At 67.4% G+C, this 26,712-nt stretch carries 21 protein-coding genes; 9 read left to right on the plus strand and 12 right to left on the minus strand.

Annotated features, from left to right (window positions below; genetic code table 11):
• The 5 genes from ACM0M4_RS02410 to hydA all read right to left on the minus strand — a co-directional run bounded on the left by ACM0M4_RS02410 (nt 1) and on the right by hydA (nt 6,869).
• A complete protein-coding gene (locus tag ACM0M4_RS02410) occupies nt 1–1,272 on the minus strand; it encodes a cytosine deaminase (RefSeq protein ID WP_003084657.1) in 1,272 nt (423 codons plus the stop codon).
• Nucleotides 1,262–2,512, minus strand: coding sequence for a cytosine permease (gene codB / locus ACM0M4_RS02415; protein ID WP_003084659.1), 1,251 nt, complete (start codon nt 2,510–2,512; stop codon nt 1,262–1,264). Before codB ends, ACM0M4_RS02410 begins: the two co-directional genes overlap by 11 nt.
• Before the next feature lie 181 nt (nt 2,513–2,693).
• Complete coding sequence (gene preA / locus ACM0M4_RS02420; protein WP_003118829.1) at nt 2,694–3,971, minus strand: NAD-dependent dihydropyrimidine dehydrogenase subunit PreA; 1,278 nt, start codon at nt 3,969–3,971, stop codon at nt 2,694–2,696.
• Nucleotides 3,968–5,335 (minus strand): NAD(P)-dependent oxidoreductase, encoded by a 1,368-nt coding sequence (locus ACM0M4_RS02425; RefSeq protein ID WP_003114904.1) that lies wholly within the window; start codon nt 5,333–5,335, stop codon nt 3,968–3,970. Before ACM0M4_RS02425 ends, preA begins: the two co-directional genes overlap by 4 nt.
• Nucleotides 5,336–5,429: 94 nt before the next feature.
• Nucleotides 5,430–6,869 carry a dihydropyrimidinase gene (hydA, locus tag ACM0M4_RS02430; RefSeq protein WP_003099919.1) on the minus strand — a complete coding sequence of 480 codons (1,440 nt, stop codon included), beginning with the start codon at nt 6,867–6,869 and terminating at the stop codon, nt 5,430–5,432.
• Between the two features lie 615 nt (nt 6,870–7,484).
• On the opposite strand from hydA, the gene ACM0M4_RS02435 reads away from it, so the two are divergent.
• Nucleotides 7,485–8,975 carry an NCS1 family nucleobase:cation symporter-1 gene (locus ACM0M4_RS02435; protein ID WP_003084674.1) on the plus strand — a complete coding sequence of 497 codons (1,491 nt, stop codon included), beginning with the start codon at nt 7,485–7,487 and terminating at the stop codon, nt 8,973–8,975.
• A 58-nt stretch (nt 8,976–9,033) separates the two neighbouring features.
• Nucleotides 9,034–10,317 carry a Zn-dependent hydrolase gene (locus tag ACM0M4_RS02440; RefSeq protein WP_003084676.1) on the plus strand — a complete coding sequence of 428 codons (1,284 nt, stop codon included), beginning with the start codon at nt 9,034–9,036 and terminating at the stop codon, nt 10,315–10,317.
• A 210-nt stretch (nt 10,318–10,527) separates the two neighbouring features.
• Here ACM0M4_RS02440 and ACM0M4_RS02445 read toward each other — a convergent pair whose 3' ends face one another.
• Together ACM0M4_RS02445 and ACM0M4_RS02450 are read right to left on the minus strand one after the other, a co-directional pair.
• Nucleotides 10,528–11,751, minus strand: coding sequence for a CaiB/BaiF CoA transferase family protein (locus ACM0M4_RS02445; protein ID WP_003084679.1), 1,224 nt, complete (start codon nt 11,749–11,751; stop codon nt 10,528–10,530).
• A gap of 119 nt (nt 11,752–11,870) precedes the next feature.
• Entirely contained in the window at nt 11,871–13,052 is a 1,182-nt protein-coding gene (locus tag ACM0M4_RS02450) for an acyl-CoA dehydrogenase (protein ID WP_003084682.1), read from the minus strand.
• Nucleotides 13,053–13,272: 220 nt separating this feature from the next.
• Between ACM0M4_RS02450 and ACM0M4_RS02455 the strand changes: the two genes are divergently transcribed.
• Both ACM0M4_RS02455 and ACM0M4_RS02460 read left to right on the plus strand, forming a co-directional pair.
• Complete coding sequence (locus ACM0M4_RS02455; RefSeq protein ID WP_003109731.1) at nt 13,273–14,181, plus strand: LysR family transcriptional regulator; 909 nt, start codon at nt 13,273–13,275, stop codon at nt 14,179–14,181.
• 151 nt (nt 14,182–14,332) lie between these two features.
• Entirely contained in the window at nt 14,333–14,737 is a 405-nt protein-coding gene (locus ACM0M4_RS02460; RefSeq protein ID WP_003084686.1) for an acyl-CoA thioesterase, read from the plus strand.
• A gap of 42 nt (nt 14,738–14,779) precedes the next feature.
• Here ACM0M4_RS02460 and ACM0M4_RS02465 read toward each other — a convergent pair whose 3' ends face one another.
• Nucleotides 14,780–16,402, minus strand: coding sequence for an inorganic phosphate transporter (locus ACM0M4_RS02465; protein ID WP_119522746.1), 1,623 nt, complete (start codon nt 16,400–16,402; stop codon nt 14,780–14,782).
• Between the two features lie 379 nt (nt 16,403–16,781).
• On the opposite strand from ACM0M4_RS02465, the gene ACM0M4_RS02470 reads away from it, so the two are divergent.
• The 3 genes from ACM0M4_RS02470 to ACM0M4_RS02480 all read left to right on the plus strand — a co-directional run bounded on the left by ACM0M4_RS02470 (nt 16,782) and on the right by ACM0M4_RS02480 (nt 19,743).
• Nucleotides 16,782–18,113: an NfeD family protein gene (locus tag ACM0M4_RS02470; protein ID WP_115288945.1), complete on the plus strand. Its 1,332-nt coding sequence runs from the start codon at nt 16,782–16,784 to the stop codon at nt 18,111–18,113.
• Entirely contained in the window at nt 18,110–18,904 is a 795-nt protein-coding gene (locus tag ACM0M4_RS02475; protein ID WP_034045491.1) for a slipin family protein, read from the plus strand. The genes ACM0M4_RS02470 and ACM0M4_RS02475 overlap by 4 nt, the downstream gene beginning before the upstream one ends.
• Nucleotides 18,905–19,011: 107 nt before the next feature.
• Nucleotides 19,012–19,743: a substrate-binding periplasmic protein gene (locus ACM0M4_RS02480; protein WP_003099929.1), complete on the plus strand. Its 732-nt coding sequence runs from the start codon at nt 19,012–19,014 to the stop codon at nt 19,741–19,743.
• Here the strand turns inward: ACM0M4_RS02480 and yccS are convergent.
• Both yccS and dbpA read right to left on the minus strand, forming a co-directional pair.
• Nucleotides 19,740–21,941, minus strand: coding sequence for a YccS family putative transporter (yccS, locus tag ACM0M4_RS02485; RefSeq protein ID WP_434323990.1), 2,202 nt, complete (start codon nt 21,939–21,941; stop codon nt 19,740–19,742). The two genes, ACM0M4_RS02480 and yccS, sit on opposite strands and share 4 nt — an antisense overlap.
• Nucleotides 21,942–22,202: 261 nt before the next feature.
• Nucleotides 22,203–23,579: an ATP-dependent RNA helicase DbpA gene (gene dbpA, locus ACM0M4_RS02490; protein ID WP_054375861.1), complete on the minus strand. Its 1,377-nt coding sequence runs from the start codon at nt 23,577–23,579 to the stop codon at nt 22,203–22,205.
• A 347-nt stretch (nt 23,580–23,926) separates the two neighbouring features.
• On the opposite strand from dbpA, the gene ACM0M4_RS02495 reads away from it, so the two are divergent.
• Nucleotides 23,927–24,136, plus strand: coding sequence for a cold-shock protein (locus ACM0M4_RS02495; protein WP_003084710.1), 210 nt, complete (start codon nt 23,927–23,929; stop codon nt 24,134–24,136).
• 150 nt (nt 24,137–24,286) lie between these two features.
• Nucleotides 24,287–24,811 (plus strand): ATP-dependent zinc protease, encoded by a 525-nt coding sequence (locus ACM0M4_RS02500; RefSeq protein WP_003099931.1) that lies wholly within the window; start codon nt 24,287–24,289, stop codon nt 24,809–24,811.
• On the opposite strand, the gene ACM0M4_RS02505 is transcribed toward ACM0M4_RS02500, so the two are convergent.
• Nucleotides 24,805–25,179 carry a YkvA family protein gene (locus ACM0M4_RS02505; RefSeq protein WP_003099935.1) on the minus strand — a complete coding sequence of 125 codons (375 nt, stop codon included), beginning with the start codon at nt 25,177–25,179 and terminating at the stop codon, nt 24,805–24,807. The genes ACM0M4_RS02500 and ACM0M4_RS02505 overlap by 7 nt on opposite strands.
• A 1-nt stretch (nt 25,180) precedes the next feature.
• Entirely contained in the window at nt 25,181–26,614 is a 1,434-nt protein-coding gene (gene mdtD, locus ACM0M4_RS02510) for a multidrug transporter subunit MdtD (protein WP_003084717.1), read from the minus strand.
• Nucleotides 26,615–26,712 lie beyond the last annotated feature (98 nt).

Genomic DNA, 26,712 nt, shown 5'->3' on the forward strand with positions numbered 1-26,712 from the left:
TCAGCTGGCGCGGGTGAAGTCCACCGCTTCCGCCTGTTCGAGGAACACCGTGGTCTGCGCCGGGACCGTCTCGGCGAGCAGCCGTCCGCCGCGGATCGAGTAGCGCACCGGGACCTGCCGGCGCACCGCGTCGAAGCCGTCGCGGGCCGGCAGCACCAGCAGGTTGGCCGGATGGCCGACCTCGATGCCGTATTCCCGCAGGCCGAGGGTGCGGGCGCTGTTGCGGGTGATCAGGTCGAGGCCGCCGTCGATCTCGTCGTAGCCCATCATCTGCGTCACGTGCAGGCCCATGTGCAGCACCTGCAGCATGTTCGCGGTGCCCAGCGGGTACCAGGGGTCGAACACGTCGTCGTGGCCGAAGCAGGTGTTGATCCCGGCGCCGAGCAGTTCCTTGACCCGGGTGATGCCGCGGCGCTTCGGGTAGTCGTCGAAGCGACCCTGCAGGTGGATGTTCACCAGCGGGTTGGCGACGAAGTTGATTCCCGACAGTTTCAGCAGGCGGAACAGCCGCGAGGTGTAGGCGCCGTTGTAGGAGTGCATCGCCGTGGTGTGGCTGGCGGTGACCCGTGCGCCGAGGCCGTCGCGATGGGCGAGCATGGCCAGGGTCTCGAGGAAGCGCGACTGCTCGTCGTCGATCTCGTCGCAATGCACGTCCACCGGCAGGTCGTAGCGCTTGGCCAGGTCGATGGCCTTGTGCAGCGACTCGACGCCCAGCTCGCGGGTGAATTCGAAATGCGGGATCGCCCCCACCACGTCGGCGCCCAGGCGCAGCGACTCCTCCAGCAGTTCCAGGCCGTTGGGGTAGGAGAGAATGCCCTCCTGAGGGAAGGCGACGATCTGCAGGTCGACCCAGGGCGCCACTTCGCCGCGCACCTCGAGCATGGCCTTGAGCGCGGTGAGGGTCGGGTCGGAGACGTCGACGTGGCTGCGCACGTGCTGCACGCCGTTGGCGATCTGCCATTTCAGGGTCTGCCAGGCGCGCTGCTTGACGTCCTCGTGGCTGAGCAGGGCCTTGCGCTGGGCCCAGCGCTCGATGCCTTCGAACAGCGTGCCGGAGCGGTTCCACTCCGGCTGGCCGGCGGTCTGGGTGGTGTCGAGATGGATGTGCGGCTCGATGAACGGCGGCACGGCAAGACCGCCGGCGCCGTCCAGGCGCTCGCCGGCGTCGTCGGCGGCCTGTTCCATCGGTACCAGGGCGGCGATACGGCCATCGGCGACGCGCAGTTGCCAGAGACCTTCGCGGCCGCGCAGGCGCAGGTTGTCAATCAGCATGGAGGACCTCTTCTGGTTTGTTCGGGCTGCGGCTCAGCAGGGGATTGAGCAGCAGGTAGGCGATGGCGGCGCCGAGCACCGCGTTGACCGGCACTATCCCCGGCAGCCAGTGGCCGGCGGCGGTGCCGCAGGCGACGGCGAGGATCGCCGCCCAGTTGATCGCCTGGATGTCCGCGCAGGGGTGCTGGCGGTAGCGCCGGCGGCGACTCAGGTAGTCGGCGATGATCACCCCGCCGATGGGCGGGATGGCGGCGGAGAGGAAGGTCAGCCAGCCGACGAAGTGGTTGTACAGCCAGAGCGCGGCGAGGGTGCCGAGGGCGCCGTTGAGCATCGCCAGGAAGCGGCTGGAGAGGCCGGTGATGTTGGCGAAGCCGAGGCCGGAGGCATACAGCGCGTTGTCGTTGGTGGTCCAGATGTTCAGGCCGAGGACCAGGATCGCCGGGATCAGCAGGCCCTGGGCGATCATCACGTCGGAGATGTCCGACTTGCCCACCGCCGCCGCGCCGGCCGCGCCGAAGATGAACATCAGCGAGTTGCCGAGGAAGAACGCCACCAGGCACACCACCACGGCGGTACGCGCGCTGCGGCCGAAGCGGACGAAGTCGGCGGTGAGGGTGCCGGCGCTGACGAACGAGCCGACCACCAGGGCGATCGCGGTCGAGAGGCTCAGCGGCGCGCTCGGCGTCACCTGCTGCAGCGCCGCCAGGCCGCCGGCGTCGCGCACCGCGAGCCATACCGAGTAGCTGCCGAGAACGACGATCGCCGGGACCGCGATGGCCGACAGCAGGGTCAGACCGGCGATGCCGAAGAACACCGTGAGGGTCATCAGCGCTCCGGAAACCAGGATCAGCAGGTTGACGTCGAGGCCGGTGGCCTTGGCCACCGGGATGGCGAACATCGCTACGCCGACGCCGAACCAGCCGACCTGGGTGCCGCCGAGCAACGCCGAGGGCAGCCAGGAGCCCTTGCTGCCGAACGAGTAATGCGCCAGCAGGTGGGTGGAAAGGCCGGTGCGCGCGCCGATGAAGCCGAGGATCGCGGTGTACAGGCCGAGCATCAGGTTGCCCAGCAGCACGGCGAGGAAGAAGTCGTCGTAGCTCAGGCCGGTGCCGAGGGTGCCGCCGGTCCACATGCTGGCGGAAAAGAAGGTCAGGCCGAGCATCACCACGCTCAGGGCCAGCGCGCTCTTGCGCGCTGCCAGCGGGACCGGTTGCTGGCTGTAGTTGCTGTCTGCGGACATGCGCGAGTCTCCGTGGGGCGCCGGCCGTCCGGGAGCGTCGGCCGGGCCGCGGCGAATGGTAGTCGAAGGCGGGTCGATCCGACAGACGCCGTTGCGCGTCGTCGGACCGCAGCGGCACGCAGGAAGCGTGCCGGCGCGCGGCAGGGCGGCGTCCGCCGGGGATGCGGGCGCCGCCCTGCGTTCAGGAGGCTTCGCGGTAGGGGTTGCGCGGATCCTGGGTCCAGTTGAGATAGGGCTTGCCGGTGTCCTGCGGCACCATTTCGATGCAGTTCTCCACCGGACAGGTGATCTGGCACAGGTTGCAGCCCACGCACTCGGCGTCGATCACTTCGTAGCGGTGCGTACCGTCGGCCCGGGGCAGGCTGGCGATGGCCTGGTGCGAGGTGTCCTCGCAGGCGATATGGCAGCGGCCGCAACCGATGCAGGCGTCCTGGTCGATGCGGGCGATCACCTGGTAGTTGATGTCCAGGTACTTCCAGTCGGTGGTATTGCCCACCGCGCCGCCGCTGAAATCGGACAGCCGCTGGTAGCCATGGCTGTCCATCCAGCGCGCGAGACCGTCCTGCATGTCCTCGACGATACGGAAGCCGTGCAGCATCGCCGCCGTGCATACCTGCACCGCGCCGCAGCCGAGCGCGACGAATTCCGCTGCGTCGCGCCAACTGCCGATACCGCCGATGCCACAGATCGGCAGGCCGCGGGTCTGCGGGTCGCGGGCGATCTCGGCGACCATGTTCAGGGCGATCGGCTTCACCGCCGAGCCGCAGTAGCCGCCGTGGGTGCTCTGGGTGCCGACCACGGGCAGGGCGACCATGCGCTCCAGGTCGACGCTGGTGATCGAGTTGATGGTGTTGATCAGCGACACCGCGTCGGCGCCGCCACGATGGGCGGCGCGCGCCGACTGGCGGATGTCGGTGATGTTGGGGGTGAGCTTGACGATCACCGGCAGCGAGCAGTGGGTCTTGCACCAGCGGGTGACCATCTCCACGTACTCCGGTACCTGGCCCACCGCCGCGCCCATGCCGCGCTCGGGCATGCCGTGGGGGCAACCGAAGTTCAGCTCGATACCGTCGGCGCCGGTGGCTTCCACCAGCGGCAGGATGTATTTCCACGACTCCTCGACGCAGGGCACCATCAGCGACACGATCAGCGCGCGGTCTGGCCAGTCCTTCTTCACCTGGGCGATCTCGCGCAGGTTGATCTCCAGCGAGCGGTCGGTGATCAGCTCGATGTTGTTGATCCCCTGCACCTGGCGGTTCGGTCCGAAGTGCGCGGAATAACGCGACGACACGTTGACCGCCGCGGGGTCTTCGCCGAGGGTCTTCCAGACCACCCCGCCCCAGCCCGCCTGGTAGGCGCGGACCACGTTGTAGGCCTTGTCGGTGGGCGGCGCGGAGGCCAGCCAGAAGGGGTTGGGCGACTTGATGCCGGCGAATTCGATAGACAGGTCGGCCATCACGCAGCCTCCACGTTGAGCATGAGTTGGGCGTGGATCGCTTCCGCCGCCAGTTTGCCGTGCTGCACCGCCTGCACGGTGAGGTCCTCGCCGAGCGCCACGCAGTCGCCGCCGGCGTAGATGCCGGGGATGCTGGTGCGCATCTGTCCGTCGACCTGGATGCGCTCGCCGTCGCGCCGCAGTTGCGCTGCCAGCGGATCGCCCAGGCTGGCGCCTTCGAAGGCCTGGCCGATGGCCTTGAAGATGGCGTCGGCGGCCAGTTCGAAGTGCTCGCCGGTGTCGCCCAGGCGACCGTTCTCCAGGCGCGTGCGGGCGAAGCGCATGCCGCGCACCCGGCCGTGCTCGTCGAGCAGTACCCGTTCCGGTCGGGCCCAGGTCAGCAGGCGCACCTGGCTGGCCTTGGCGATCTCCTGCTCATGGCCGGTGGCGCCCATTTCCTCGAAGCCACGGCGGTAGACCAGGTTGACGTCGCGGGCGCCGAGCCGGCTCATCTGCACCGCCATGTCGATGGCGGTGTTGCCGGCGCCGATGACGATGCAACGGTCGGCGACGGGCAGGTCGAGCAGGTCGTCGCTCTGCCGCAGTTCGCGGATGTAGTCGGTGGCGGCGAGCAGGCCGGGGGCGTCCTCGTCTTCCAGGCCGAGGCGCTTGCTGGCGGCCAGGCCGATGCCGAGGAACACCGCGTCGTACTCGTCGTGCAGGGCGCCGAGCGCCAGGTTGTCGCCGAGACGCTGGCCGTGGCGCAGTTCGATACCGCCGATCTGCAGGAGGAATTCCACTTCGCGCCGGGCGAAGTCGTCCACCAGCTTGTAGCGGGCGATGCCGTACTCGTTGAGGCCGCCGGCCTTGGTGCGGGCCTCGAAGAGCACCACGTCGTGGCCGTGCATGGCCAGGCGGTGGGCGCAGGACAGCCCGGCCGGCCCGGCGCCGACCACGGCGATGCGCTTGCCGGTGGCCGGCGAGCGCTTGAACGGATGTTCGTCGAAGCCGGCGTGGTCGAGGGCGTAGCGTTGCAACTGGCCGATCAGCACCGGTGCGCATTCCTGGGCGTTGTTGCGTACGCAGGCCCGCTGGCAGAGGATTTCCGTGGGGCAGACGCGGGCGCAGCTGCCGCCGAGGATGTTCGCCGAGAGGATCTTCTGCGCCGCGCCCTGGACATTCTCCTGGGCGATGCTGCGGATGAACCCGGGGATGTCGATCTCGGTCGGGCAGGCGTTGACGCAGGGCGCGTCGTAGCAGTACAGGCAGCGGGCGCTTTCCAGGGCGGCCTGGCGGGCGTTGAGCGGCGGCGCGAGGTCGGCGAAGCGCTCGGCGAGCGTGTCCGCGCCGGCGTCCGGACGGGGGAGGTGGTTCAGGGAATCGATCACGGTTGTAGCCTCTCTTCTGGTTTCTTCTCGGGGCAGTCAACGGCAATACGGCACCGTCCGGCCTCTACGGGCCGGTCCGGTATTGCGGGAAGGATCAGCGCTCGACGGCGACCGGGCGCTGGCGTTCGGCGCGGCGGCCGAGCACTTCGTACACCGACGGGTAGGCCGGGCGCTCCACGTAGCGTCCGGCGCCGGGTTCGGCGCGCAGGTCGCCTGCGGCCCAGAGCAGCTTGCCCTGGCTGATGGTGTGGCTGGGAATGCCGCGCACGGTGCGACCTTCGAAGATGTTGAAATCGACCCGCTGGTGATGGGTGGCGGCCGAGAGGGTGCGGCTGCCCTGCGGGTCCCAGAGCACCAGGTCGGCATCCGCGCCGACGCGGATCGCGCCCTTGCGCGGGAACAGGTTGAAGATCTTCGCGGTGTTGGTGGAGGTCAGCGCGACGAACTCGTGCATCGACAGGCGCCCGCTGTTGACCCCGGCGTCCCACAGCAGCGCCATGCGGTCCTCGATGCCGGCCGTGCCATTGGGAATCTTGCTGAAGTCGTCGCGGCCCATGGCCTTCTGCTCGGCGCAGAAGCAGCAGTGGTCGGTGGCGGTGGTATGCAGGTTGCCGGACTGCAGGCCGCGCCACAGCGCTTCCTGGTGTTCGACGGGACGGAACGGCGGGCTCATCACGTAGCCGGCCGCGGTGGCCCAGTCCGGGTGGCGGTAGACGCTGTCGTCGAGCAGCAGGTGCCCGGCCAGCACCTCGCCGTAGACCGGCTGGCCCTTGGCGCGGGCATAGGCGATCTCGTCCAGCGCCTCGCGGCTGGAAATATGCACCAGGTACAGCGGCGTACCCAGCGTCTCGGCGATGCGGATGGCGCGGCTGGCGGCCTCGCCCTCGACTTGCGGCGGACGCGACAGCGGATGCGCCTCGGGGCCGGTGAGGCCCTGGGCGAGGAGTTTCTGCTGCAGGTGGAAGACCAGTTCGCCGTTCTCCGCGTGCACCGTCGGCACCGCGCCCAGCTCCAGGCAGCGCTCGAAGCTGGCCACCAGGGTATCGTCGGCGGCCATGATGGCGTTCTTGTAGGCCATGAAGTGCTTGAAACTGTTCACCCCGTGCTGTGCCACCAGCTCGCCCATTTCCCGGGCGACCTCGTCGCTCCACCAGGTGATGGCGACGTGGAAGCCGTAGTCCGCAGCGGATTTCTGCGCCCAGCCGCGCCAGGTGTGGAAGGCCTCCAGCAGCGACTGTCGCGGGTTGGGGATGACGAAGTCGATGATCGAGGTGGTCCCTCCGGCCAGCCCGGCCGCGGTGCCGCTGAAGAAGTCCTCGCTGGCCACCGTGCCCATGAAGGGCAACTGCATGTGGGTATGGGGGTCGATGCCGCCCGGCATCAGGTACTGGCCACCGCCGTCGAGGACGTCGCAGCCGGAGGGGGTTTCGAGGTTCTCGCCGATGGCCTGGATGAGGCCGTTGGCACAGAGCACGTCGGCTCGATAACTCTCTTCGTGAGTAACCACGGTGGCGCCACGGATCAACAGGGACATGCCGTCTTTCCTCGCAGGCTGACCGGTCGTTGCCGGTTCTTGAAATTGTTTTTTCGCCATGCGCCGAGGACTTTTGTAATCCTGTCAGCGCTGACAGGATTCGAATCTAGATGCTGATCATTGATTGAGCAAGATTATTTTCAAATGGTTGTTTGAGTTTGTAACTTATTGATTTTAAATAATTAAAAATAAATATCACCAAAATGGTGAGGGTTCTCACCATTTTGACGCGCTTGACAAGAATTCAAAAAGGTCGAGATTTCCCATGCAAAATCAGCCGCTTGAAAGCCGTGTTCGAACGGTTGTGGGGAGATGAAAAAAGTTCGCCTGCACTCCTTTGGTTCCTGACCGGGGCGACAGGCTCGCGCATTTCCCCCGGTGACACGCCGGACTGCCCGTCGGCGTGTCACCGACGTTGTCGATGAAGTGTTTCAGATCAGTCGGTTACCTCCAGTAGACCGGCCTGCCCAGTGACGTCGCGGGGTTTTCGGCACGCTTATTGAATGCCGCCCGCCACGGCATTGTCCGGACCGGAGGTGCAGTACTGGTGGTGCGGTACTCCGGCCATCGCATTAGCCCGATGAGCGAATAACTAAAAGAATTCTGGAGAGGCCCATGCAACAGAGCAGATCGGAAGTGACCGAGCGCGACGGCTTGGTCGAGCTGTCCGCCGGCAGCGACGTACTCGACAGCCCCCGCTACAACCACGACATCGCCCCGACCCGGGTGGAACAGCGTACCTGGAACAGGTGGCACATCACCGCGCTGTGGATCGGCATGTCCATCTGCGTGCCCACCTACACCCTCGGCGGCGTCCTCACCGCCTACTTCGGCCTCAGCGTCGGCGAAGCGCTGCTGGCGATCCTGCTGGCCAACCTGGTTGTGCTGATCCCGCTGACCCTCAATGCCTTCGCCGGCACCCGCTACGGCATTCCCTTCCCGGTGCTGCTGCGCGCTTCGTTCGGCATCATCGGCTCCAACGTGCCATGCCTGATCCGCGCCGTGGTCGCGTGCGGCTGGTTCGGCATCCAGACGCTGTTCGGCGGGCTGGCGATCCATCTCTTCCTCGGTTCGATCTTTCCCGCCTGGAAAGCCCTCGGCGGCACCGGCGAGGTGATCGGTTTCCTCCTGTTCTGGGGGCTGAACCTGTGGGTGGTGCTGCGCGGCGCGGAGTCGATCAAATGGCTGGAGACACTCTCGGCACCGCTGCTGGTGCTGGTCGGCCTCGGCCTGCTGGTGTGGGCGCTGCCGCACATATCGGTCAGCGAACTGCTGGCGCAGCCGCCGAAGCGCCCGGAAGGCGCCAGCGTCACCGGCTACTTCATGGCCGGGCTGACGGCGATGGTCGGCTTCTGGGCCACGCTGTCGCTGAACATCCCCGACTTCAGCCGCTATGCGCGTAGCCAGAAGGACCAGATACTCGGGCAGATCTTCGGCCTGCCGCTGACCATGTTCCTGTTCGCCGCCCTCGGCGTGGTGATGACCGCCGCCTCGGCTTCGCTGGTGGGCGAGACGGTTTCCGACCCGGTCAGCCTGATCGGCCACATCCCCAGCCCCGGCTGGGTGGCGGTGGCGATGGCGTTGATCATCGTCGCCACCCTCTCGACCAACACCGCGGCGAACATCGTCTCGCCGACCAACGACTTCCAGAACATCGCACCGAAACTCATCGGCCGCACCCGCGCCGTCTGGCTCACCGGTTTCATCGGCCTGGCGCTGATGGCCCACGAGTTGCTGAAGAAGCTCGGCTGGATCGTTTCCGACCTCAGCCTGGAAAGCGTCTACTCCAACTGGCTGCTCGGCTACTCCAGCCTGCTCGGGCCGATCGCGGGGATCATGGTGGTGGACTACTTCCTGGTGCGCAGGCAACGCCTCGACCTCGCCGGACTCTACCGCGACGACGTCTACCCGGCCTGGAACTGGCCCGGCTTCGCCGCCTTCGCGGTGCCGGTGGCGCTGACCGTCATGGCCCTCGGCAACCGCCAGTTCCACTGGTTCTACGACTACGGCTGGTTCACCGGCTCGCTGCTCGGCGGCGCGCTCTACTACGGCCTCTGCGGCCGCCGTGCGCGGAGCCCGGCGGCATTGGCCAAACCGCTGCCCTGATGGGCATACAGGCGGCCGGCGAGCCGCCGACACCTACTCCAAGCCTGAGGAGACGACAATGAGCACTGCCCGGAACGTCCTGCAATCCACCCAGCGACACATCGATGGCCAGCGCCTCTGGCAATCGCTGATGGATCTCGCCCGCCTCGGCGCCACCGCCAAGGGTGGGGTCTGCCGCCTGGCCCTGAGCGATCTCGACCGCCAGGCCCGCGATCTCTTCGTGCAATGGTGCGAAGCGGCCGGCTGCACGGTCAGCGTCGATCGGGTCGGCAACATCTTCGCCCGTCGTCCCGGGCGTAACCCGGACTTGCCCCCGGTGATGACCGGTAGCCACATCGACACCCAGCCCACCGGTGGCAAGTTCGACGGCTGCTTCGGGGTGATGGCCGGCCTCGAGGTGATCCGCACCCTCAACGACCTCGGGGTGGAAACCGAGGCGCCGCTGGAGGTGGTGGTGTGGACCAACGAGGAAGGCTCGCGCTTCGCGCCCTGCATGATGGGCTCGGGCGTATTCGCCGGGAAGTTCACCCTGGAGGAGACCCTGGCCAAGCGCGATGCCGACGGTGTCAGCGTAGGCGAGGCGCTGGACGCCATCGGCTACGCGGGAGCGCGCGATTGTCTCGGACATCCGGTGGGCGCCTATTTCGAGGCGCACATCGAACAGGGGCCGATCCTCGAGGACGAGGAGAAGACCATCGGCGTGGTGCTCGGCGCGCTCGGGCAGAAATGGTTCGACCTGTCCCTGCGCGGCGTCGAGGCACACGCCGGGCCAACGCCGATGCACCTGCGCAAGGACGCCCTGGTCGGTGCCGCGGCGGTGGTCGAGGCGGTCAATCGCGCGGCCCTCGGCCATCAGCCGCATGCTTGCGGCACGGTCGGCTGCCTGCACGCCTATCCCGGTTCGCGCAACGTGATACCCGGCGAAGTGAAGATGACCCTGGACTTCCGCCATCTGCAACCGGAGCGCCTGGACTCGATGATCGCCGAGGTCCGCCAGGTGATCGCCGCTACCTGCGAGAAGCATGGCTTGCAATACGAGCTGGTGCCGACCGCCGATTTCCCGCCGCTGTACTTCGACCAGGGATGCGTCGGCGCGGTGCGCGAGGCGGCGCAGGCGCTGGGCATGCCGCAGATGGACATCGTCAGCGGCGCCGGCCACGACGCGATCTTCCTCGCCGAACTCGGTCCGGCGGGGATGATCTTCGTGCCCTGCGAGAACGGCATCAGCCACAACGAGATCGAGAACGCCAGCCCCGACGACCTGGCCGCCGGCTGCGCGGTGCTGTTGCGGGCCATGCTCAAGGCCTCCGAGGCGATCGCCGGCGGCCGCCTGGCGGCCTGAGTGGCGCTTCCATCGAGGCGCCGGCATCGACCGCCTTCTACACGGGTACGGGAGGGCGAATAACGCCCGGGGCGCCATCCGCCGATGCGCGGCTGGGCCGGCGGATAACCGCGTTGCGGTTATGCGCCCTACGTCGCGGTGTTGCGCGGTGTTGCGCGGGGTACGGTGGGGCGTTATCCGCCGATGCGTCGCTGGGGCGGGGCGCGGGGCTCAGATCACCTTGCCGTCGCGCAGCCTTTCCAGCGCGGCCGCGTCCAGGCCGAGGAGCGTCTCGAGGACCTCGTCGGTGTGCTGGCCGAGGGTGGGCGGCGGGTTGCGGTATTCCACCGGCGTCTCGGACAGGCGGATCGGGCTGGCTACCTGCGGCACCGTCCCGGCCAGCGGGTGCGGTAGCTCCACGCGCAGGCCGCGGGCCTGCACCTGCGGGTCGGCGAACACCTGCGCCAGGTCGTTGATCGGCCCGCAGGGCACGCCGGCGCGCTCCAGGGAAAGAATCCACTCGGCGGTGGTGTGCAGCACCGTGGCCTGGCGGATCAGCGGGATCAGCACCTCGCGGTTGGCCACCCGCGCCTTGTTGGTGGCGAAGCGCGGGTCGTCGGCCCATTCCGGGTGGTCTGCCAGCTCGGCGAACTTGCGGAACTGGCTGTCGTTGCCGACCGTGAGGATCATGTCGCCGTCGGCGGTGGGGAAGTCCTGGTACGGCACGATGTTCGGGTGTGCGTTGCCCAGGCGCCGCGGCGGCACGCCGGTGGTCAGGTAGTTGAGGGTCTGGTTGGCCAGGCAGGCGACCTGCACGTCGAGCAGGGCCATGTCGATGTGCTGGCCGATGCCGCTGACGTCGCGGTGGGCGAGGGCGGCGAGCACCGCGGTGGAGGAGTACAGCCCGGTGAGGATATCGGTCAGCGCCACGCCGACCTTCACCGGACCGGCGCCTTCCTCGTTGTCGGCGCGCCCGGTGAGGCTCATCAGGCCGCCCAGGCCCTGGATCATGAAGTCATAGCCGGCGCGCTTGGCATAGGGGCCGGACTGGCCGAAGCCGGTGATCGAACAGTAGATCAGCTTCGGGTTGACCTGCTTCAGCGATTCATAGTCGAGGCCATAGGCCTTGAGCCCGCCGACCTTGAAGTTCTCCAGCAGGATGTCGGCCTTGGCCGCCAGTTCGCGAACGATGCGCTGGCCTTCCGGCTGGGTGAAGTCCACCGTCACCGACTTCTTGTTGCGGTTGGCCGACAGGTAGTAGGCCGCCTCGCTGGTGTCGTTGCCTTCGGCATCCTTGAGGAACGGCGGGCCCCAGGCGCGGGTGTCGTCGCCGCTGCCGGGGCGCTCGATCTTGATCACCTCGGCGCCGAGGTCGGCGAGGATCTGCCCGGCCCAGGGGCCGGCCAGGACACGGGACAGGTCGAGTACGCGGATATGGGAAAGGGCGCCGGGCATGACGGTTCTCGCTGCTGGGGGCTGGAAACGGAAATGGCCGGGAAGACGGGTTCCTTGCCCGTCTCCCCGGCGGCCGGCGCGCTACCGTGAAAAAGCGCGCCGGGGTGTTGCTCGGTGGCTCAGAAGAATGCCTGGATGCCGGTCTGCGCGCGGCCGAGGATCAGCGCGTGGACATCGTGGGTGCCCTCGTAGGTGTTCACCACTTCCAGGTTGACCAGGTGGCGGGCGATGCCGAATTCGTCGGAGATGCCGTTGCCGCCCAGCATGTCGCGGGCCAGGCGGGCGATGTCGAGGGCCTTGCCGCAGCTGTTGCGCTTCATGATCGAGGTGATTTCCACCGCCGCGGTGCCTTCGTCCTTCATCCGCCCCAGGCGCAGGCAGCCTTGCAGGGCCAGGGTGATCTCGGTCTGCATGTCGGCCAGCTTCTTCTGGATCAGTTGGTTGGCGGCCAGCGGGCGGCCGAACTGCTGGCGGTCGAGCACGTACTGGCGGGCGGTGTGCCAGCAGAATTCGGCGGCGCCCAGGGCGCCCCAGGAGATCCCGTAGCGCGCCGAGTTCAGGCAGGTGAACGGACCGCGCAGGCCGCGCACTTCGGGGAAGGCGTTCTCTTCCGGAACGAACACGTTGTCCATCACGATCTCGCCGGTGATCGAGGCACGCAGGCCGACCTTGCCATGGATCGCCGGGGCGCTCAGACCTTCCCAGCCCTTCTCGAGGACGAAGCCGCGGATCTGCCCTTCGTCATCCTTGGCCCAGACCACGAAGACGTCGGCGATCGGGCTGTTGGTGATCCACATCTTGCTGCCGCTCAGGCGATAGCCGCCGTCGACCTTCTTCGCCCGGGTGACCATCGAGCCCGGGTCGGAACCGTGGTTCGGCTCGGTCAGGCCGAAGCAGCCGATGTATTCGCCGCTGGCCAGCTTGGGCAGGTACTTCTGCCGGGTGGCTTCGTTGCCGAATTCATGGATCGGCACCATCACCAGCGAGGACTGCACGCTCATCATCGAGCGATAGCCGGAGTCGACGCGCTCGACTTCGCGAGCGATCAGGCCATAGCAGACGTAGTTGAGGCCGCTGCCGCCGTAGGCTTCGGGAATGGTCGCGCCGAGCAGGCCGGTCTCGCCCATCTCGCGGAAGATCTTCGGGTCGGTCTGTTCGTGGCGGAAGGCTTCGAGCACGCGCGGGGCCAGCTTGTCCTGGGCGAACTGCTGGGCGCTGTCGCGAACCATGCGCTCTTCTTCGGTGAGCTGCTGGTCCAGCAGCAGGGGATCTTCCCAGTTGAAGCTAGCTTTGGTGGCCATGCGTACATCCTCGTCAAGCGGTAGCGGAGGCTGGCGTGGGCCAGCCGGAATGGAAGCATCCTAAGAGCCTAGCGAATGGGGCGGCAAACGAGGAATTCGCACGCACTTGTGCTATTTTCTCACTCCGAGAAAATGAGTCTCGTATTTCATGCCCTTGAAGAGGCGCGAGGAATCGTGACCTGGGCGTCATAGATGCGAAACCGGCACTCCGGAGTCCTCCATGCGACGCAAGATCCCTTCCACCGCCGCGCTGGTCAGCTTCGAATCCGCCGCGCGCCACGAGAGCTTCACCAAGGCGGCGGAGGAGTTGTCCCTGACCCAGAGCGCGATCTGCCGGCAGATCGCCACGCTCGAGGAGTTCCTCGGTGTCGAGCTGTTCCGTCGCTCGCGGCGCGGGGTCAAGCTCACCGAGGCCGGGCTGTCCTATAGCCGGCGGGTGGCGGTACGCCTCGACGCGGTGGAGCGCGACACCCTGGCGGTGATGGGGCACCAGGGCGGCGGCGCGATCGAACTGGCGGTGGTGCCGACCTTCGGCACCCAATGGCTGTTGCCGCGGCTCAAGCGTTTCCAGCGGCTGCACCCGGAGGTCACGGTCAACCTGACCAACCGCACCCGCCCGTTCCTCTTCGCCGACACCGAGTTCGACGCCGCGCTGTACTTCGGCGACGCCGACTGGTCGGGTACCGTCTCGCATTTCCTGATGCGCGAGAATCCGGTGCCGGTGTGCAGCCCGGAGCTGCTGGGCGGGCGTCGAACGCTGAGCGCCGAGCAGGTCGCCGGGCTGCCGCTGATGCAGCAGAGCACCCGGCCCTACGCTTGGCGCCAGTGGTTTCACTCCCAGGGACTGAACGTCGCCCACGACATGAGCGGGCCGCGCTACGAGCTGTTCTCCATGCTTGCCCAGGCGGCCATGCACGGCATGGGCGTGGCCCTGATACCGCCCTTCCTGATCCAGGACGAGCTGGCCGACGGAAGGCTTATCGTGCCCATGCAACATGCCTATTTGAGCGAGAATGCGTATTACCTGATCATTCCCGAGCGCAGGGTCGAATCGGCGATGCTCAATGCCTTCCGCGACTGGCTGGTGGAAGAGGCCAGGCAGTACCGCGAGGCCAACGGGCTGGGCTGAACGCGCAGGAACATCGGGTGGCGCAGGCAGGACGCGCCGCCCCGGGACCGGGCCGATCCGCCGGGTCCCGCGGAGCCGCGGCGGCGATACCGCCGGGCATCCTCCACGACGGCCAGGATGGCGGCCGTGGGGCACCACACCAGGAGTTCACATGAATTTCCACACCCGCAAGTGGGTCAAGCCAGAAGATCTCAACCCCAACGGCACCCTGTTCGGCGGCAGCCTGCTGCGCTGGATCGACGAAGAAGCGGCGATCTATGCGATCATCCAGCTGGGCAACCAGCGCGTGGTCACCAAGTACATTTCCGAGATCAACTTCGTCAGCTCGGCGCGCCAGGGCGACATCATCGAGCTGGGCATCACCGCCACCGACTTCGGTCGTACCTCGCTGACCATGACCTGCCACGTGCGCAACAAGATCACCCGCAAGAGCATCCTCACCATCGACAAGATGGTCTTCGTCAACCTCGGCCCGGACGGCCTGCCGGCGCCCCACGGCAAGACCGAGATCACCTACATCAAGGACCAGTTCAAGGAAGACGAAGTCCTGCCCTGATCGGCGCGACGAGCGGCCGGCACCCGTGCCGGCCGCCGTGTTTCAGAACAGCCGGGTGAGCAGCCAGTAGAGCGAGGCTGAGAGCAGGATCGCCGCCGGCAGCGTCAGCACCCAGGCCATCAGCAGGTTGCGGATGGTCTTCCACTGTAGTCCCGAACCGTTCGCCGCCATGGTCCCGGCCACCCCGGAAGACAGTACATGGGTGGTGGATACCGGCAAGCCATACAGGTCCGCCGCGCCAATGGTCAGCATCGCCACGGTTTCCGCCGAGGCGCCCTGGGCGTAGGTCAGGTGGGTCTTGCCGATCTTCTCGCCGACCGTCACCACGATGCGTTTCCAGCCGACCATGGTGCCCAGGCCGAGGGCGATGGCCACGGCGATCTTCACCCATAGCGGGATGAACTTGGTGGCGTCGTCGATCTTCCGCTTGAACGCCTGCAACTTGCCGCGGGTGTCTGCGTCGAAGCGGCCGACGTCGTCCTTGTCCATCAGGCGGATCGCCTCGGAGGTCAGGTACATGTCGTTGCGCACGTTGCCCATGGCTTGCGCCGGTACCCGCGAGAACGCGCCATAGCCTTTCACTTCCTGGCCGATCGAGCCGGTCAGGGCGGCCAGCGCCGGGATCAGCTCAGGCGATGCCTGCTTGCTGCGCACGTAGTCGGAGAGTACCTGGCGCGGATCGGCCGGCGCCGGTTGCGGCGCGCTCTTCACCAGCGCTTGCTGGGTGACCTCGGCGACGGCGGCGAACTGCACTGCCTGGTCCGCCGGCATGGTGCGGTTCAGGGCGTAGGCCATCGGCAGGGTGCCGACCAGGATCAGCATGATCAGGCCCATGCCTTTCTGCCCGTCGTTGGAGCCGTGGGCGAAGGACACCCCGGTACAGGTCAGGATCAGCAGGCCGCGGATCCACCAAGGCGGCGGCGCCTTGCCCTTCGGCGCCTTGTACAGCGCGCGGTTCTTCACCAGCAGGCGCAGCGCCAGGAGCAACAGGGCGGCGCAGGCGAAGCCGATCAGCGGCGAGAGCAGCAGGGAATAGCCGACCTTGGTTGCCTGGCCCCAGTCCACCCCGCTGGTGCCGTCGCGCCCGAGCATCAGCGCGTTGGCCACGCCGACGCCGATGATCGAGCCGATCAGGGTGTGCGAGGACGACGCCGGCAGGCCCAGCCACCAGGTCCCGAGGTTCCACAGGATGGCGGCGATCAGCAGGGCGAAGACCATGGCGAAGCCGGCCGAGGAACCGACCTGCAGGATCAGTTCCACCGGCAGCAGGGCGATGATGCCGAAGGCCACCGCGCCGCTGGAGAGCAATACGCCGAGAAAGTTGAAGCAACCCGACCAGACCACCGCGAAGTGCGGCGGCAGCGAGTGGGTGTAGATCACCGTGGCCACCGCGTTGGCAGTGTCGTGGAAGCCGTTGACGAACTCGAAGCCGAGGGCGATCAGCAGGGCCACGCCGAGCAGCAGGAAGGGCGTCCAGGTGGTGATCGCGGAACCGACGTCATCGACGTCCTGCATCAGGCTGTAGGCGCTGAACAGCAGTCCGGTGGCGAGCACGGCGAAGAATACGAGGGCGGTGAGGCGGCCGGGACGCTGCTCGAGATGGGGCTTGTGCGCGTTGCCGGCGGCACTGACGACGGCGTCGGCGGGAAGGACATCGGAGGTCATGGTGCGGGTCCGCGCTGGGGATGACCGGCACATGATGGGCAGGCGATTGTGACAAGTTATGTCTTGCGCATACCGGCTTCGTCTGGCGAAGAAAGGACAAGGGCCGCGGGAGGCCGCCGGAAGCCGGATGGGGTCGGGCGCCAGGCGGCCTGCCCGCTGCGGCCGCGAAGATTAATGAATTCCTGTGGCGAGTGCCATCATTTCGTCGCTAAAAAGTTGGCATGTTGAGGGATTTGCCGATCCGGACACGCGCGGGGAAGGCGAGAGCCACTGAACTAGACTGAGAAGTGCGCGGCGGGGCCGGTCGCTTGCCGGCCCGGTGCGCGGGACGAGCACCTTCGTCCCGGGGTGGCCCGGCCGGGCGGTCGGGGAGGTCGATATGCGGATGCTGTGCCGGCTCGCGCTGGCGCTGTTGCTGTGCTTCGCCGGCCCGGCCTGTCTCGCGGCCTCCGGACCGGTTCGGGTGCTCTCGGTGGATGGTGCGATCGGCCCGGCCAGCGCCGATTACCTGGTGCGCGGCATTGAGCGTGCCGCCGAGGACGGCGCGCAACTGGTGGTGCTGGAACTGGACACGCCCGGCGGCCTGGACGCATCGATGCGGCGCATCGTCAAGGCGATCCTCGCCAGCCAGGTGCCGGTCGCCGGTTTCGTCGCGCCCAGCGGGGCGCGGGCGGCGAGCGCCGGCACCTACATCCTGTATGCCTGCCATATCGCGGCGATGGCGCCGGGGACCAACCTCGGCGCCGCCACCCCGGTGCGCCTGGGGACGCCGGACAAGCCCGCAGAGAAGCCCCCGGTGCGGGACGCCGAACCCATGGCGCGCAAGCAGGTCAACGACGCCGCCGCCTATATCCGTGGCCTCGCGCAGTTGCGCGGGCGCAACGTCGAATGGGCCGAGCGCGCGGTGCGCGAGGCGGTCAGCCTGGCGGCGCACGAGGCGGCGGCGCAGAAGGTGATCGACCTGCAGGCCCGCGACCTCCCCGACCTGCTGCGCCAGCTCGACGGCCGCAGCCTGCGCGTCGGCGAGCGCGCGCTTACCCTGGCTACCGCCGGCGCCACGGTCGAGCGCCAGGCACCGGACTGGCGCGCGCGGTTGCTGGCGGTGCTCACCGATCCCAGCGTGGCGCTGATCCTGATGATGATCGGCATCTACGGGCTGATCTTCGAACTGGCCAATCCCGGCATGGCGTTGCCCGGCGTGCTCGGCGGCATCTGCCTGCTGCTTGGCCTGTACGCCCTGCAGATGCTGCCGGTCAACTACGCCGGGCTGGCGCTGATCGCGCTGGGCCTGGCGTTCATGGTGGGCGAGGCGTTCGTCGCCAGCTTCGGCGTGCTCGGCATCGGCGGAATCGTCTCGTTCGTGGTCGGCGCGCTGATCCTGATCGATACCGAGGTGCCCGGCTACGGCATTCCGCCCGGCCTGGTGGTGGCCTTGGCGTTGCTCAGCGCCGCGCTGATCGTCGGTCTGCTGGGCATGGCCCTGCGTACTCGCCGGCAAGCGGTGGTAAGTGGCACCGCCGGATTGGTCGGCAGCCTGGCGACGGTGGCGGCGGTGGATTCCGAACAACCCTGCGCAGGCTGGGTGCTGCTCCAGGGCGAGCGCTGGCGGGTGCTCGCCGCGCGGCCGCTGGCGGTGGGCCAGCCGGTCTGGGTGCTGGCGCGCAAGGGCCTGCTCCTGGAAGTCGCGCTGGCCGATGAAGGAGGTGGATGATGGGTATTTCCTATGGTTTGGCGATGTTGCTGGTGTTCCTCGCGCTGCTGCTGTTCAGCGCGCTGCGCATCCTCCGCGAGTACGAGCGCGGCGTGGTGTTCCAGCTCGGGCGGTTCTGGAAGGTCAAGGGGCCGGGGCTGGTGCTGGTGATCCCGGCGATCCAGCAGATGGTGCGCATCGACCTGCGCACCATCGTCCTCGACGTGCCGCCGCAGGATGTGATTTCCCGCGACAACGTTTCGGTGAAGGTCAACGCGGTGGTGTACTTCCGCGTGCTCGATCCGCAGAAGGCGATCATCCAGGTGGAGAACTACCTGGCCGCCACCAGCCAGTTGGCCCAGACCACCCTGCGCGCGGTGCTGGGCAAGCACGAGCTGGACGAGATGCTCGCCGAGCGCGAGCGCCTGAACCTGGATATCCAGCAAGTGCTCGATGCGCAGACCGACGCCTGGGGCATCAAGGTGGCGAATGTGGAAATCAAGCACGTCGATCTCAACGAATCGATGGTTCGCGCCATCGCCCGGCAGGCCGAGGCGGAGCGTGAGCGCAGGGCCAAGGTGATCCATGCCGAGGGCGAGCTGCAAGCCTCGGAGAAACTCATGCAGGCGGCGCAGATGCTCGGCCGGCAGAGTGGCGCCATGCAGTTGCGCTACATGCAGACCCTCGGCGCGATCGCCGGCGACAAGAGTTCGACCATCGTCTTCCCGATGCCGATCGAACTCTTCGGCGGCAAGTACGCAGGTGCCGCGCCGCGGAACGAAAAGGCCGCCGGAGAGGAAGAGGATAGGTGAACGCGTGCGGTTTGTGATGGAAATATCATCGAGCCGCGACACGGGGACATGCGTGCCCGGGGTCGGGATGGCTATGCTGTGGCGATCCACTCCCGGGACGCTCCTTCATGCTGCGATGCGCACTCCTGCTGCTGACATTGCTCCTCCCTTGCGCGCTGCCTGCCGCCAACCTGCGCCTGGTCGGCGACTCCTGGCCGCCTTTCGTCGATTCGCGCCTGCCTGGCAACGGCCTGGCGGTGGAACTGGTGACCACCGCGCTCAAGCGCGCCGGCTTCGACTCGAGTTTCCAGCAGGTACCCTGGTCGCGTGCCCTGTACGGCGTGCGCAGCGGCGACTACGACATCGCCCTGAGCGCCTGGTACGAGCCCGCCCGCAGCCTCTACGGGCAGTTTTCCCGCGCCTACCTGAGCAACCGCATCCGCCTGCTGCAACGCAAGGGGCGGGGTATCGAGTTTTCCCGCCTGAGCGACCTGCGTCCCTACCGCATCGCGGTCGTGCGCGACTATGCCTACGCGCCCGAATTCGACCGTGACAGCCGTCTGCAGAAGGTCAACGTGACCAGCTTCGCCAACGCCGCGCGGATGCTCGAGGCGGGGCGGGTCGACCTGGCGGTGGAGGACGAGCTGGCGCTGGGGGTCGCCTTCAAGGGCGAACTGGCCGATTTGCGCGACAAGCTGGAGGTACTGCCCATCCCGCTTGGCGAGAACGGCCTGCACCTGCTGGTGAGCCTGAGGAATCCCCGGCATGACGAGATCGTCGACGGCTTCGACCTGGCCATCCGCGGCATGCGCGACGACGGCAGCTACCAGCGCCTGCTGGAGCGCTACGGCGCGCGCTAGGGCTGGCCTGGCAGTGGCTGCGCGCCGGCCAGTTCCTTCTTCAGCAAGTGCGCGGCCAGGGTGCGCAGCGGGGCGAGCTGGCGGCAGATGTGCGCCAGTTGGGTCTGTACCAGGCGATGGCTGTCGTCCATGTCCTCGGGCATCTGCTCCAGTTCCTTGGCCAGCGCTTCCTCCTCTTCGCTGTAGATGGCGACCGGGCGTTTCTGTTCCAGGCTCGCGGCGATTTCCTCGAGGCTGGCGGAGAGCCGCTCGGCGGCGCGCTCCAGGAGGCCGTCGCTGGCGTCCTCGGGCAGGCTTTCGCGGTGCGCGCCGAGACCGGATAGATAGCTGAGCAGGGTGTGCGAGAGGACCAGGAAGCGGAAGCCGATCTCGGCGTCCTTCCTGAAGTGGCCGGGTTCCAGGAGCATGTTCGACAGGGTGGTCGAGAGCGCCGCGTCGGCGTTGTGCGCGTTGCGCCGGGCGGTGCGGTAGTCGAGGTTGTCGCGCTTGCCGGTGGCGTACTGCTGCATGATCTGCCGCAGGTAACGGCTGTTGCAGGCGAGGGTGTTGGCGAGCATGCGGTTGAGCCGGCGGCCCTGCCAGTCGGGCAGCACCAGGAACACCGCGAGGCCGGCGATCAGGCTGCCCAGCAAGGTATCGAACAGGCGGGGCAGGATCAGTCCGTAGCCATCGCCGACCTGGTTGAAGCAGAACAGCACCAGCAGGGTGATCGCCGCCGTCGCCAGGGTATAGCGACTGCTGCGGGTGGCGAAGAAGGCGACCCCGGCGGCGACCGCGAACAGCGACTGCACCAGCGGGCTGGGGAACAGGTCGATCAGCGCCCAGCCGACCACCAGGCCGACCACCGTACCGAGGATCCGCTGCACCAGGCGCAGGCGGGTCGCGCCATAGTTGGGCTGGCAGACGAACACCGTGGTGAGCAGTATCCAGTAGCCCTGGGTCGGATGGATCCAGTGCAGCACGCCGTAGCCGGCGGTCAGCGCCAGGGCCATGCGCAGGCCGTGGCGGAACAGCAGCGAGGTCGGGGTGAGCTGCTGGCGCAGGCGCTCGAAGGCGTCCTTCAGGCTGCGCGGCGAGCGGTCGAGCAGGGCGCTGTCCTGTTCGTCGGCGATGGCGTCCGGGTTGCTCGCCCCGGCCAGCTTGCGGTCCAGCGTGGTGAGGTTGGCGGCCAGGGCGCCGAGCGAGCGCAGCAGGCCCTTCCAGGCCGGGTTGCTCTGCTGGCGCAGGTGTTCGAGCGAGGCCTGGAGGTCCTCCAGGGCCAGCTCGCGGTCGGCGTAGTCGAACGGCTGGCGCAGGCGGATAGCCCGCGCCAGGGCCTGGCAGGCCTTGCCCTGCTGGTTGAGCAGGCGCTGGCAGCGGAACAGCACGTCGCTGTGGAAGAACGCCTCGGCCAGCCGGTTGTACGGGTAGTGCGAGGAACTGGCGCGCTCGTGGACGTCCTGGGCGATGAAATAGAGCTTCAGGTAGCGGCTCACCTTGGGGCCCGGCCGGCCATGGCCGAGGCGGTTGAGAATGGTCTCCTTGGCCTGGTTCAGCGCCACCACCACCTTGCCGTTCTGCCTTGCCAGGGCGAGGCGCTGGCCCTCCACGTCGAGCTGGCGCAACGGTTCGAACAGGCTCGACTTGATCCTCAGGTATTCGCCCAGCTCGAAATACAGGCGGGAAAGACTCTGCTGCACCGGCTGGTTGGAGAACAGCGCGTTCCACAGTACCGAGAGCAGCCCGTACCAGGCCGCCCCGGCCACCAGCAGCAGCGGTTCGTGCCAGACATCGGCGACCTCGCCGCCGCGCTGGTCCACGCCGATCATGGTGTAGATCGAGAGGATCAGGGTCGCCGAGGCGATCGCCGCATAGCGCTCGCCGAGGGCGCCGAGGAGGATCATGCCGAACGCCGACAGCGCCATCCCGGAAACGAACAGCCAGGGATAGGGGAACAGCAACTCGACGGCGAAGGCGGCGACGCTGAAGCACAGCAGGGTCACCAGCAGCGCTTGCAGGCGGCCGAGCCAGTTGTCGTCGGTCTCCGCCAGGGCGCTGGCGATGATCCCGAGGAACAGCGGGATCAGCAGCTCGATGCGGTCCTGCCACCAGCACAGCAGCAGGGCGCCGGCCAGGGCGATGAATACCCGCAGGCTATAGGCGAACTTGTCGAGGGCCCAGAGGCGGCGGAGCGTGTGTGTCAACGAAGAGGGCGGCATGGGGGCGGAGTGCTATCCGATGGTCCGTGGTTCAGCCTATGTGGCCTGTCCGGCTAATTCAATCGGCCGATTTCGCGCGACTGGAAGTCCGCTGCCCGCCGCAGTCGCAGGAAACGCTGCCGTGGGCAACTCGGTCGAGCCGGGCATCTGGCGGATGCAGGCTTCGTGCCTGCGAACGCTAAGACGTCGTCGCCGCGCCGAACGTTACCCGGCGGCGATATCGCGCGCCGGAGCGGGCCCGGCGAGCGAAGCGGCGGCGCGCTAAAGCAGGCGGACCTTGAACGAGCGACCCTTGATCTTGCCTTCGCTCAGGCGCTTGAGGGCCTGGTGGGCGAGGCCGCGCTCGATGGCGACGAAGGCCTGGAAGTCGAAGATGGCGATCTTGCCCACCGCGCTGCCGGGCAGCCCGGCGTCGCCGGTGAGGGCACCGAGCAGGTCGCCGGGGCGCACCTTGTCCTTGCGTCCGCCGGCGATGCACAGGGTGCTCATCGGCGGCAGCAATGGTTCCGGGCTGGCCTTCAACTGGCCGAGGGCGTACCAGGCCAGCGGCTGCTTCTGCAGGTCCTCGATGGCCTGCGCGCGGCTGGCCTCGGCCGGCGCCACCAGCGACAGGGCCAGGCCTTTCTCGCCGGCGCGACCGCTGCGTCCGATGCGATGGATGTGGACCTCCGGGTCACGCGCCAGCTCGACGTTGATCACCGTTTCCAGGGCGGCGATGTCCAGCCCGCGGGCGGCCACGTCGGTGGCCACCAGTACGTTGCAACTGCGGTTGGCGAACACCGTCAGGACCTGGTCGCGCTCGCGCTGCTCCAGGTCGCCGTGCAGGGCCAGGGCGGAAATCCGCTGCGCCTTCAGTGCGTCGGCCAGCTCCTGGCACTGCTGGCGGGTCTGGCAGAAGGCCACGCTGGACTGTGGCCGGAAATGCTGGAGCAGGCGTACCACGGCGTCCATGCGCTGTTTCGGATCGATCTCGAAGAAACGTTGCTCGATCTGGCTGTCGGCGTGCAGCGACTCGACCCTCACCTGTCGCGGATCGCGCATGAAGGTCTTCGCCAGCTTCTCGATGCCGTACGGGTAGGTGGCGGAGAACAGCAGGGTCTGCCGGCGCTCGGGGAGCTGGCCGATGATCTCGGCGATGCTGTCGTAGAAGCCCATGTCGAGCATCCGGTCGGCTTCGTCGAGGACCAGGGTATTGAGCCCGTCGAGGACCAGGGTGCCCTTGCGCAGGTGCTCCTGGATGCGCCCCGGGGTGCCGACCACCACGTGCGCGCCGTGCTCCAGCGAAGCCACCTGCGGGCCGTAGGGGACGCCGCCGCAGAGGGTCAGGACCTTGATGTTGTCGGCGGCGCGGGCCAGCCGGCGGATCTCCTTGGCGACCTGGTCGGCCAGTTCGCGGGTCGGGCACAGCACCAGCGCCTGGCAGCCGAAGTAGCGCGGGTTCAGCGGGCTGAGCAGGGCGAGGCCGAAGGCCGCGGTCTTGCCGCTGCCGGTCTTGGCCTGGGCGATCAGGTCGTGGCCCTGGAGGATCAGCGGCAGGCTCTGCGCCTGGATCGGCGTCATCTCCCGGTAACCGAGGGAGTCGAGATTGGCCAGGAGGTCCGCGGAAAGCGGCAGCGAGGAGAAAGCGGTGGAGGTCACGGGGCAGGGCTCGGCAGGCGATACGAGCGGCTAGTCTAGCAGCCTGCGGCGGCTTGCCGCGTGCGATCGCCGCCGGAGCAGCAGCGACAGGCAATGTATCTTTGGCCAGTACCGTTCGTCCGAAAAACGAAAAAAGCGCGTTTCTGTATTTTTATACAGGTTCGCTTTCCTCAGTTTTTTGTCGTAGAGTGCTGACACTGTGTTTGCATGGGTCGCCGTCGATCGTGACCTGATGCGGTCGGAAATTCCAGCCCGTCCTGCTCGACTCCTTGTAACTCCTTGCAACTCAGTTACCGGCTACGATTTCGTGGCTAAATCAATACCCATAGTTCCAAGGAGAACTTGCAATGTCCCGTCAGAACGGCACCGTTAAGTGGTTCAACGAAACCAAAGGCTACGGCTTCATTACCCCGGAAAGCGGCCCGGACGTTTTCGTTCACTTCCGTGCCATCGAAGGTAACGGCTTCAAGACCCTGGCCGAAGGCCAGAAGGTCAGCTTCGAAGTCGTACAAGGCCAGAAAGGCATGCAGGCCGAGCGCGTTCAGGTGATCAACTAAGATCCCTGGGCCCCAGCCCGAAGAACCCGGATGGAAGCATCCGGGTTTTTTATTGCCCGGAGAAAACCGTCACACTGTCTTCGCCTGCCGTTCACCCTGTCTTGACGAGTTCCCGCCCAGAGTGGCCCGGTCCCGTTCGGAGTCGTTTCGATGAAGCCTGTGCAATCCCGTCGTCTGGCCTTCGCCGCGCTGTTGTCGCTGTCGTTCTCTTCCGCGTCCTGCCATGCCGCCACCGAGCACTGGGGCTGGATCGAGCAGTCCTGGCTGATGCCCGAGCGCATGCAGGCCAAGGCCAAGCTGGATACCGGCGCGCTGACCTCGTCGCTGGACGCGAGGAATATCCATCGCTACAGGAAGGACGGCGAGCGCTGGGTGCGCTTCGATGTCGTGCTGCCCACCGCCGACAGCAAGGCGCCGGTCAGCGTGACCTTCGAGCGCAAGGTGCTGCGGCTGATCAAGGTACGCGGCGCCGGCGGCAGCGACAGCCGTCCGGTGGTGGCGATGGACATCTGCCTGGGCGCCAAGCTGCTGCGCGAGCAGTTCTCCCTGCGCGACCGCGGCAACATGAACTATCCGGTGCTGCTTGGTCGCCGCACGCTCGAACACCTCGGCGCGGTCGACGTGTCCCGAACCTTTACCCGCAAACCTACCTGCAGCGCGCTCGCCGCTCAGTAGAAGAACCAGCGCAGCAGTCCAGCGCCCAGCGCCACCCAGAACAGCACGATCAGCGCAGCCATCCACAGGTTGCGCGGGTGCGTCTCGACCTCGCGAGCCCGCGCGCGGCACTCGGCGAGCAGCGTGGGTGGGGTGAGGCGGATCGCCAGCCAGATCCCCAGCGGCACCAGCAACAGGTCGTCGAGGTAGCCGAGCAGCGGTATGAAGTCCGGGATCAGGTCGATCGGACTCAGCGCATAGGCCACCACCAGCAGAGCCACCAGTCGGGCCAGCCAGGGCATGTGCGGATGGCGGCTGCACAGCCAGAGGGCGATGACCTCGGTCTTCAGCTCGCGAGCCCAGCGCTTGAGCGTAGCGATCCAGGCCATCCTAGAGGTCCGGGTCCTTTTCCGGATCGACCCGGCGCGGGCTGGTGCGACCGTCCTCGCTGCCGAGCTGGAAGAAGATCGCCGCGGCCAGCATCGACATCAGGCCGACGCTGACATAGGTGGCGTGGAAGGCGCCGAGTACGGTGTCCTGCCCCGTATCCAGGTCGGTCTGGAAACCGCCCAGCAACGCCGCCGCGCAAGCCACGCCGAGGCTGATCGACAACTGCACGACCACCGACATCAGGCTGTTGCCGCTGCTGGCGTTGCTGTCCTGCAGGTCGATCAGGGTGAGGGTGTTCATCGCCGTGAATTGCAGGGAGTTCACCGCGCCGAGCAGGCTCAGGTGCAGCAGCAGCCAGACGTAGGGGGTGTCCTGGTCGACCAGGCCGAAGCCGGCGATCAGGCAGCCGAGGATCAGGGTGTTGCCGACCAGCAGCTTGCGATAGCCGAAGAAGTCCAGCAGTGGCTTGGCCATCGGCTTGGCGACCATCGCGAACAGCGCCAGCGGGATCATGGTCATGCCCGCGGTGGAGGGCGGGTAGCCCAGTCCCACCTGCAGCAACAGCGGGGTGAGGAAGGGCAGGGCGCCGCTGCCCAGGCGGGCGAACAGGTTGCCGAGGATGCCGACGGCGAAGGTCCGCGCCTTGAACAGGCTCGGTGGGAACAGCGGCTTGTCGATGCGTAGCGCGCGCAGCCAGTAGGCGGTGAGCAGGACCAGTCCGCCGATCAGCAGCAGGACCACGCGCAGGTGCGACAGGTGCAGCTCGCCGAGTCCTTCCAGGGCGATGGAGATCAGCACCATGGAGCCGCCGAAGAGCAGGAAGCCGATGCTGTCGAAACGGCTCGGCACCGGGCTGCGCAGGTCCGGCATCAGCTTCATCGCCACCAGGCAGCCGAGCAGGCCGACCGGCAGGTTGATCAGGAAGATCCAGTGCCAGGAGGCGTACTCCACCAGCCAGCCGCCCAGCGTCGGTCCCGCCAGCGGGCCGAGCAGGCCGGGAATGGTGACGAAGCTGAGCACCCGCACCAGGTCCTGGCGCGGGTAGACGCGCAGGATCACCAGCCGTCCCACCGGCATCATCAGCGCGCCGCCGACGCCCTGTACGATGCGCGCGCCGACCAGCAGTTCGAGGCTCGGCGACAGCGCGCAAAGCAACGAGCCGAGGCTGAACAGCAGTACCGCGCCGAGGAACACCCGGCGCGTGCCGAAACGGTCGGCGATCCACCCCGAGGCCGGTATCAGCAGGGCCACCGTGAGCAGGTAGGCGATCACCACCGCCTGCATGCGCAGCGGGTTTTCGTTCAGCGAACTGGCCATGCTCGGCAGCGCGGTGTTGAGGATGGTGCCGTCGAGGGCTTGCATGAAGAAGGCGACGGCAACCAGCCAGGGCAGTTGGCGGGCGATGCGGGGGGTGAGCTGGAACGGCTCGCTCATGGACGGGCTCCCTCGGGCGGACAGGGCCCAAGCATAGAGAAGTTCTCGCCGCGATGGGACGGCCGGCGACCGGATCGGGGCGAACAGCGGGCATTGCG

Origin of the sequence: Pseudomonas sp. 18-147, assembly GCF_051048045.1 — a bacterium.
GTDB classification, from domain to species: domain Bacteria; phylum Pseudomonadota; class Gammaproteobacteria; order Pseudomonadales; family Pseudomonadaceae; genus Pseudomonas; species Pseudomonas aeruginosa.

Coding starts and splice junctions, on each gene's coding strand:
- ACM0M4_RS02500 (WP_003099931.1), top strand. CDS start 24,287: ATGAAGCCTGTGCAATCCCGTCGTCTGGCCTTCGCCGCGCTGTTGTCG.
- ACM0M4_RS02455 (WP_003109731.1), top strand. CDS start 13,273: ATGCGACGCAAGATCCCTTCCACCGCCGCGCTGGTCAGCTTCGAATCC.
- ACM0M4_RS02480 (WP_003099929.1), top strand. CDS start 19,012: ATGCTGCGATGCGCACTCCTGCTGCTGACATTGCTCCTCCCTTGCGCG.
- ACM0M4_RS02410 (WP_003084657.1), bottom strand. CDS start 1,272: ATGCTGATTGACAACCTGCGCCTGCGCGGCCGCGAAGGTCTCTGGCAA.
- ACM0M4_RS02505 (WP_003099935.1), bottom strand. CDS start 25,179: ATGGCCTGGATCGCTACGCTCAAGCGCTGGGCTCGCGAGCTGAAGACC.
- yccS (WP_434323990.1), bottom strand. CDS start 21,941: ATGCCGCCCTCTTCGTTGACACACACGCTCCGCCGCCTCTGGGCCCTC.
- ACM0M4_RS02435 (WP_003084674.1), top strand. CDS start 7,485: ATGCAACAGAGCAGATCGGAAGTGACCGAGCGCGACGGCTTGGTCGAG.
- mdtD (WP_003084717.1), bottom strand. CDS start 26,614: ATGAGCGAGCCGTTCCAGCTCACCCCCCGCATCGCCCGCCAACTGCCC.
- ACM0M4_RS02440 (WP_003084676.1), top strand. CDS start 9,034: ATGAGCACTGCCCGGAACGTCCTGCAATCCACCCAGCGACACATCGAT.
- ACM0M4_RS02465 (WP_119522746.1), bottom strand. CDS start 16,402: ATGACCTCCGATGTCCTTCCCGCCGACGCCGTCGTCAGTGCCGCCGGC.
- hydA (WP_003099919.1), bottom strand. CDS start 6,869: ATGTCCCTGTTGATCCGTGGCGCCACCGTGGTTACTCACGAAGAGAGT.
- ACM0M4_RS02460 (WP_003084686.1), top strand. CDS start 14,333: ATGAATTTCCACACCCGCAAGTGGGTCAAGCCAGAAGATCTCAACCCC.
- ACM0M4_RS02450 (WP_003084682.1), bottom strand. CDS start 13,052: ATGGCCACCAAAGCTAGCTTCAACTGGGAAGATCCCCTGCTGCTGGAC.
- ACM0M4_RS02470 (WP_115288945.1), top strand. CDS start 16,782: ATGCGGATGCTGTGCCGGCTCGCGCTGGCGCTGTTGCTGTGCTTCGCC.
- codB (WP_003084659.1), bottom strand. CDS start 2,512: ATGTCCGCAGACAGCAACTACAGCCAGCAACCGGTCCCGCTGGCAGCG.
- ACM0M4_RS02495 (WP_003084710.1), top strand. CDS start 23,927: ATGTCCCGTCAGAACGGCACCGTTAAGTGGTTCAACGAAACCAAAGGC.
- ACM0M4_RS02475 (WP_034045491.1), top strand. CDS start 18,110: ATGATGGGTATTTCCTATGGTTTGGCGATGTTGCTGGTGTTCCTCGCG.
- ACM0M4_RS02445 (WP_003084679.1), bottom strand. CDS start 11,751: ATGCCCGGCGCCCTTTCCCATATCCGCGTACTCGACCTGTCCCGTGTC.